The 5,664-nt window shown below is 68.6% G+C and carries 5 protein-coding genes; 2 read left to right on the top strand and 3 right to left on the bottom strand.

All coding sequences use genetic code 11. The features are described from left to right. Positions 1-364 precede the first annotated feature (364 nt). The 3 genes from AC1Q5A_RS16570 to AC1Q5A_RS16560 form a co-directional block, all read right to left on the bottom strand. Positions 365-1,522, bottom strand: coding sequence for an isovaleryl-CoA dehydrogenase (locus tag AC1Q5A_RS16570; protein ID WP_492702566.1), 1,158 nt, complete (start codon positions 1,520-1,522; stop codon positions 365-367). Between the two features lie 121 nt (positions 1,523-1,643). Continuing rightward, positions 1,644-2,747 carry a Glu/Leu/Phe/Val dehydrogenase dimerization domain-containing protein gene (locus AC1Q5A_RS16565; RefSeq protein ID WP_492702564.1) on the bottom strand — a complete coding sequence of 368 codons (1,104 nt, stop codon included), beginning with the start codon at positions 2,745-2,747 and terminating at the stop codon, positions 1,644-1,646. A 259-nt stretch (positions 2,748-3,006) separates the two neighbouring features. Further along, positions 3,007-3,807 carry a M48 family metallopeptidase gene (locus tag AC1Q5A_RS16560; protein ID WP_492702562.1) on the bottom strand — a complete coding sequence of 267 codons (801 nt, stop codon included), beginning with the start codon at positions 3,805-3,807 and terminating at the stop codon, positions 3,007-3,009. A gap of 107 nt (positions 3,808-3,914) precedes the next feature. Between AC1Q5A_RS16560 and AC1Q5A_RS16555 the strand changes: the two genes are divergently transcribed. Together AC1Q5A_RS16555 and AC1Q5A_RS16550 are read left to right on the top strand one after the other, a co-directional pair. Then, complete coding sequence (locus AC1Q5A_RS16555; protein ID WP_492702560.1) at positions 3,915-4,517, top strand: TetR/AcrR family transcriptional regulator; 603 nt, start codon at positions 3,915-3,917, stop codon at positions 4,515-4,517. A gap of 10 nt (positions 4,518-4,527) precedes the next feature. Further along, positions 4,528-5,430 carry an alpha/beta hydrolase gene (locus tag AC1Q5A_RS16550; RefSeq protein ID WP_492702558.1) on the top strand — a complete coding sequence of 301 codons (903 nt, stop codon included), beginning with the start codon at positions 4,528-4,530 and terminating at the stop codon, positions 5,428-5,430. The last annotated feature ends 234 nt before the right edge of the window (positions 5,431-5,664 follow it).

Raw genomic sequence — 5,664 nt, 5'->3', positions numbered from 1 at the left:
CTGTGCTGGTAGCACTAGCTCACCACCACTGGCACCTCGATGCCTGAATGCGCGGGGGCGAGTCCACGCGATTACGAGGATTTCAGGCCTTGCCGTGGAACAGCTCGCGGCCGATCAGCATACGGCGGAATTCGGTTTGATGTGCCGGCGCCGATGCCTTTGTCGGCGCAGGTTCCTTATGCCTTGCCGTGGAACAGCTCGCGGCCGATCAGCATGCGGCGGAATTCGGTTTGATGTGCCGGCGCCGATGCCTTTGTCGGCGCAGGTTCCTTATGCCTTGCCGTGGAAAAGTTCGCGGCCGATCAGCATGCGGCGGAATTCGGTTTGATGTGCCGGCGCCGATGCCTTTGTCGGCGTATGTTCCTTATGCCTTGCCGTGGAAAAGTTCGCGGCCGATCAGCATGCGGCGGATCTCGTTGGTGCCGGCGCCGATCTCGTACAGCTTGGCGTCGCGCAGCAGGCGGCCGGCCGGGAACTCGTTGATGTAGCCGTTGCCACCAAGCGACTGGATCGCCTCCAGCGCCACCTTCACCGCGTTGACCGAGGCGTTGAGCAGGCAGGCGGCCGGGTCGATGCGCGATTTCACGCCGCTGTCGAACTGCTGCGCCACCATGTAGGCGAAACCGCGCGAGCTCTGCAGCGCGGTGTACATGTCGGCGACCTTGGCCTGCATGATCTCGAACGTGCCGATCGGCGCGTTGAACTGCTTGCGCTCGCGCACGTAGGGCAGGGTGATGTCGAGCGCGGCCTGCATCAGGCCGATCGGGCCGCCGGACAGCACCAGCCGTTCGGTGTCCAACCCGCTCATCAGCACGCGCACGCCTTCGTTCACCTCGCCGACGACGTTCTCGGCAGGGATCTCGCAGTTCTCGAACACCAGCTCGCAGGTGTTGGAGCCGCGCATGCCGAGCTTGTCCAGCTTCTGCGCGGTCGAGAAACCCTTCATGCCCTTCTCGACGATGAAGGCGGTCATGCAGCGGCTGCCGGCCGGGCGCGGTGCGGTGCGCATGTAGACCAGCACCACGTCGGCATCCGGCCCATTGGTGATCCACATCTTGTTGCCGTTGGCGACCCACACGTCGCCGCGCAGCTCGGCCTTGCAGCTCATCGAGCCGACCACGTCGGAACCGGCGCCCGGCTCGCTCATCGCCAGCGCACCGACGTGTTCGCCGCTGCACAGCTTCGGCAGGTACTTCCGGCGCTGCGCCTCGTTGCCGTTGTGGTGGATGTTGTTGAGGCACAGGTTGGAGTGCGCGCCGTAGGACAGGCCGACCGAGCCGGATGCGCGCGAGATCTCCTCCATCGCCACCATGTGCGCGAGGAAACCCATGCCGCTGCCGCCATAGGTCTCGGGGACGGTCACCCCGAGCAGGCCCATCTCGCCGAACTTGCGCCACAGGTCGGCGGGGAACAGGTTGTCGCGGTCGATGCGGTCGGCGCGCGGGGCGATTTCCTTTTCCGCGAACGCATGCACGGACTCGCGCAGCAGGTCGATGTCTTCTCCGAGCGGAAACGGGCGCATCGCGAACTCCTTGGGTGTGCAGGCTGACGATTTTAGCCCACGGCGCGCCGGCCTGCGGCGAACGCCGGGCAAAAGAAAAGCCGCCGGTGGGCTGGCGGCTTTCGGTGGCTTGGCGCGTGGCTTACTGACCGCGCATGCGGCCCTGGAAGCGGGTGCCGCCGTTGCCCATGTGCGACAGCTTCAGCTTGCCGATCGCGCTGATGCGCTCCTCGGCCAGGCGGTCGGCCGCCTTGTAGGTCGGGATGCCCTCGGTCTTCGAGATCTCGAAGATGCGCCCGAGGTTGTAGTAGATCGTGCGCATCATGCGCATCGCGCGCTCGCGGTTGTAGCCGTCGATCTCCAGCGACACGTTCATCACGCCGCCGGCGTTCACCGCGTAGTCCGGTGCGTACAGCACGCCGCGGCGGTTCAGCTCGTCGCCGATCGCGTCGGTGGCCAGCTGGTTGTTGGCCGGGCCGCAGATGATCCTGGCCTTGATGCGGTCGATGGTCTGCTCGTTGAGCGTGCCGCCCAGCGCGCACGGCGAGTACACGTCGGCGTCGACGTCGTAGATCTCGTCCAGGCCCACCGCCTCGCAGCCCAGCTCGTCGACGCAGCGCTGCACCGCTTCCTTGTTGATGTCGGTGACGAACACCTTGGCGCCCTGTTCGCGCAGCAGCTTGATGAACTCGCCGCCGACGTGGCCGCAACCCTGCACGGCGTAGCTGTACTTGCCCACGTCCTCGTTGCCGTGCTTGAACTGCAGCGCGGCCATCAGGCCCTGCAGCGAGCCGTAGGCGGTGAACGGCGACGGGTCGCCCGAGCCGCCGTGCACCTGGTGCACGCCGGTGACGTACTCGGTTTCGCGGAACACGTACTCCATGTCGTTGACGTCGATGCCGACGTCCTCGGCGGTGATGTAGCGGCCGTTCAACGAGTTGACGAAGCGGCCGAACGCGCGGAACAGCGCCTCGGACTTGTCCTTGCTCGGGTCGCCGATGATCACCGCCTTGCCGCCGCCCAGGTTCAGGCCGGCCACGGCGTTCTTGAACGTCATGCCGCGCGACAGGCGCAGCACGTCGTTCACCGCCTCCTGCTCGGTCTTGTACGGCCACATGCGCAGACCGCCGAGCGCGGGGCCCAGCACCGTGTTGTGGATCGCGATGATGGCCTTCAGGCCGGCGTCCTTGTTGTGGCAGAAGACGACTTCTTCGTGACCCGTGTTGGCGATGGTTTCAAAGATCATTGGAACGATGACTCCATGATTTACGGTGCCGGTGGGCATCTACAGAGGGTGGCGGAAGAGACCGCGGGAATCCGCCGGAGGGTGATGAAAACGCCTGAAACTCATCGCCCCGACCGGAGCCGGGGCGATGAATCAAAGCGTCAAGTTTAGTACGTCGCCCCGGGCGGTCGTGACGCGGCGCAGCAAGTCGCCGGCGCATGGAGCATGGCCGGCGCCGGCGCGCAGGGATAACCGCGCCCATGCCCCCTGGCCCGGAGGATCACAGGCGGCAGTTCGGCGCGTGGCCGCTGGCGCGCGCCTGCTGGTACACCGGCAGCAGTTGCTCCGCCTGCCTGGTCAGTGCCTGCGCGCGGTTGCCGGAAGACGGGTGGGTGGACAGGAACGCGGGCGGCTTGCTGCCGCCCTGCGCGCCCATCTTGTCCCACAGTGCCGGCGCCGCGCGCGGGTCGAAACCGGCCTGCGCCATGTAGCGCTGGCCCAGCGTGTCGGCCTCGCTTTCCTGGGTGCGCGAGAACGGCAGCAGGATGCCTACCTCCGCGCCCACGCCGAGCAGCGCCGCGGCGGTGCCGGCATCGCTGCCGCGCGTGCCGGCGTAGATGGTGCCGGCGGCCACCGCGGCCTGCGCCGCCATGTTGTCGGAGACGCGCTCCGCGCCGTGCCGCGACACCACGTGCGACAGCTCGTGGCCCAGCACCACCGCCAGTTGGTTCTGGTCGGTGGCGATCTTGAACATGCCCCGGTTCACGCCGATCCGGCCGCCGGGCAGGGCGAACGCGTTGGCCGTGTCGTCGCCGATGACCTGCACCTCCCATTGCTGGGTGTTCCACGGCGGCGGCAGCACCGCGACCAGCGCACTGGCCACGCAGGTGGCATAGGCGCGCTCGCGCGGCGCATCCACGAACTTGCCCTGCTTGCGCATGTCGTTGAACGCGCTCAGGCCCATCTGGCTCATCTGGCTGTCCGACACCATCATCAGCTGCGAGCGGCCGGTCGGCGAGGTGACGCAGGCGGCCAGCAGGGCGGTGGCCAGCGGGATGGTGGTCAGGTTGCGGAATTTCATGGGGATCCTCCTTGGCATGCAGGTGGCAAAGCATACCCGCAAGGTTTGCCGAGGCCGCGTGAGCTTGCATTTGATATAGAACGAACGGTCGTGCTATTTTTGGAAGCATGACGATCGCCACCCACCCCGGCAAGCGCGCGGCCACCCGCGAGACCATCCTCGACCACGCCTACGCGCTGGCCCGCCGCGACGGGCTGGAAGGCCTCTCGATCGGTGGCCTGGCGGCGGACGTGGGCATGTCCAAGAGCGGCGTGTTCGCCCATTTCGGCTCGCGCGAGGACCTGCAGCTGGCCGTGCTCGATACCGGCCGCCAGCGCTTCCTGACCCAGGTGCTGCTGCCGGCGCTGAAGCAGCCGCGCGGCCTGCCGCGCCTGCGCGCGATCGTGGCGAACTGGTTCGAATGGAGCCGCGAGTACCAGAGCGGCTGCGTGCTGCTGTCCGCCGCCAGCGAATACGACGGCCGCGACGGCGCGCTGCACGACGGTGTGGTGCAGCAGCAGGCCGGCTGGCGCGACGAGCTGCAGAAGGCGATCGCGCAGGCAGTCGGGCTGGGCGAGCTGCGCACCGACACCGACGTCGCCCAGCTCGCCTTCGAGATCTACGCGCTGATGCTCGGCCTGCACCACGACGCCGGGTTGTTCGGTTTCGACGAGGCCGGCCGCCGCACCCGGGCGGCCTTCGAGCGCCTTTGGCGCAGCTGGCAAACCTGAGGCAACGCCCATGTCCACGATCATCGACCGACTCAAGCTCACCACCGTGCGCACCGGCTTCGCGCTGGGCGGCCGGCTCGCGCCGCAGCGCACGGTGAACCGCGCCGCGCGCCTGTTCGCCACCCCGTTCGCCAGCAGCCGCAGCCGCGCCAGGGCGGCGCAGGGCGACGCGGAGATGCAGCGCGGCGAGTTGCAGGCCGGCGGCGAAACCATCGCCACCTACGTCTGGGGCGACCCCGCCACCCAGCCGTATGCGCTGCTGGCGCACGGCTGGTCCAGCTTCGGCCTGCGCTTCCTGCCCTGGGTGGCGGAGCTGCGCGCGCAGGGCCTGGCGGTGGTCGCCTTCGACCAGCCAGGCCACGGCCACAGCAGCGGCAAGCTGTGCACGCTGCCGGAATTCATCGCCACGATCCGCGCGGTCGGCGCGCGCTACGGCACCGCCGCGCTGGCCATTGGCCACTCGCTCGGCGGCGCCGCGCTCGCCCTCGCGCAGGGCGAGGACTGGCACGCCGAGCGGCTGATCCTGGTGGCGCCGGCCGCCGACATGAAGGCGGCGGCGGGGCGCTTCTTCCGCTTCGTGCACCTGGCCGGCTACCTGCGCGAACCGTTCTACGCATGGCTGCACCGGCGCACCGGCGTGCACATCGACGAGCTGCGGGTGGAACGCAGGCTGCCCGCGCTGGGCCAGCCCGCGCTGATCGTGCACGACCTGGACGACGCGGACGTGCCGTGGGCCGAGGGCGAACGTTACGCCCAGCACTGGCCCGGCGCGCGGCTGTACACCACACAGGGCCTGGGCCATCGCCGCGTGCTCGACGCGCCCGAGGTGATCGGCGTCGCGCTCAGCTTCGTGCGCGGCGGGGAGGTGGGCGTGCGCGTGGTCGGCAGCCCGAACCTGGCGCTCTGCCTGTAGCCGCCGTACGCTGAAGTACGCCGCCGCCGCCGCCGCGTGCCTGCCGTCGATCCACTAGAATCGGCGCGATCAAGCACACGATGCCGGAGTTGCCATGAGTTCCCCCGCCAAGCACGTCCCCGCCAGCGCCACGCAGACGGAAACCACCCCGCTGCGTTTCGTCACCGCGGCCAGCCTGTTCGACGGCCACGACGCGGCGATCAACATCATGCGGCGGATCATCCAGTCGCAGGG

This window comes from Rhodanobacter sp. GW835-FHT13D09 (assembly GCF_058793995.1).
This window is presented reverse-complemented; position numbering and strand designations above follow the sequence as displayed.

Coding starts and splice junctions, on each gene's coding strand:
- AC1Q5A_RS16555 (WP_492702560.1), top strand. CDS start 3,915: ATGACGATCGCCACCCACCCCGGCAAGCGCGCGGCCACCCGCGAGACC.
- AC1Q5A_RS16565 (WP_492702564.1), bottom strand. CDS start 2,747: ATGATCTTTGAAACCATCGCCAACACGGGTCACGAAGAAGTCGTCTTC.
- AC1Q5A_RS16570 (WP_492702566.1), bottom strand. CDS start 1,522: ATGCGCCCGTTTCCGCTCGGAGAAGACATCGACCTGCTGCGCGAGTCC.
- AC1Q5A_RS16560 (WP_492702562.1), bottom strand. CDS start 3,807: ATGAAATTCCGCAACCTGACCACCATCCCGCTGGCCACCGCCCTGCTG.
- AC1Q5A_RS16550 (WP_492702558.1), top strand. CDS start 4,528: ATGTCCACGATCATCGACCGACTCAAGCTCACCACCGTGCGCACCGGC.